The organism is Arthrobacter sp. BPSS-3 (assembly GCF_044628475.1).
Taxonomy (GTDB): Bacteria; Actinomycetota; Actinomycetes; order Actinomycetales; family Micrococcaceae; genus Arthrobacter.
The window spans coordinates 1-1072 of record NZ_JBIMMV010000023.1; the positions used below are offsets into that span (position 1 = coordinate 1).

The following is a 1072-nucleotide window of genomic DNA, read 5'->3' on the forward strand; positions in this document are numbered from 1 at the left end:
TGTACTGAGTCAGGACGTTGGTTACATCGTGAATAGGTGAGGACCTCTTAGGTTGGTGGTTACCACACACAGCCAACGACTAAGAGGTCCTCATGTCCCACCGTAATGCCCGCCTGACTCCGATCGGTAGACGAATCATCATCGAGCGGGTCCTCGCCGGACGCCCCGTCGCGCATGTGGCCAAGGAAATGGGCATCTCGAGGACCTGCGCCCACCGCTGGCTCAGCCGCTACCGCACCCACGGCTGGGATGGCCTGGAGGACCGGAGCTCCCGCCCAAAGTCCTGCCCGCACGCCACCCCGGCCAGGGTCGTATCCGAAGTCCTCGCCAAGCGGGTGAAGCACCGGGAAGGACCAGCCGGCCTCGCCATACGCTGTGGGACCAGCGCCCGGACGGTCTCCCGGATCCTGGCCCGCGCAGGCATGCCCAGGTTGTGGGACTTGGACCCGGTGACCGGGGCACGGATCCGGGCTTCCCGGGCCACCGGGCGCCGCTATGAACGCGATGCCCCGGGGGACATGGTCCACATCGACGTCAAGAAACTCGGGCGTATTCCCGACGGGGGCGGTTGGCGGGCAGATCCGACGCAATCCGCCCGGAATCACGCCGCAGGCCACACCAGGGTCGGCTTTGACTACGTCCACGTCGCTGTCGACGACTACACCCGGTGGGCATACGCCGAGGTCCTGCCTGACGAGAAAGGCCCTACCTGCGCCGGGTTCCTCACCCGGGCTGCAGCCGCGATGGCAGCCAACGGCGCACCCGTGAAGCGGGTCATGACCGACAATGCTTTCGCCTACCGGCTCTCCCGCGACTTCCAGGACGCTCTGGCCGCGTTGGGAGCCAAACACATCCTGATCAAACCCCGCCATCCCTGGCAAAACGGCAAAGCCGAACGCTTCAACCGCACCCTCCAGGAAGGCTGGGCCTACCGGCAGCCTTTCACCTCGAACCAAGCCCGAACCAACGCCCTGCAGCCATGGCTAAACTTCTACAACAACCACCGGCCACACGGCAGCCTCGGAGGCAAACCACCCATCAGCAGGTGCAACCAACCTACTGACTGAGTACA

The 1072-nt window shown here is 65.0% G+C and carries 1 protein-coding gene; it reads left to right on the forward strand.

The annotated features are described in order from the left end of the window. The first annotated feature begins 92 nt into the window (after positions 1–92). Complete coding sequence (locus ACFVY3_RS17305; RefSeq protein ID WP_400160670.1) at positions 93–1067, forward strand: IS481 family transposase; 975 nt, start codon at positions 93–95, stop codon at positions 1065–1067. Positions 1068–1072 lie beyond the last annotated feature (5 nt).

Excerpts from the sequence above, each read along its gene's own strand:
- ACFVY3_RS17305 (WP_400160670.1), top strand. The coding sequence starts at position 93 with ATGTCCCACCGTAATGCCCGCCTGACTCCGATCGGTAGACGAATCATC.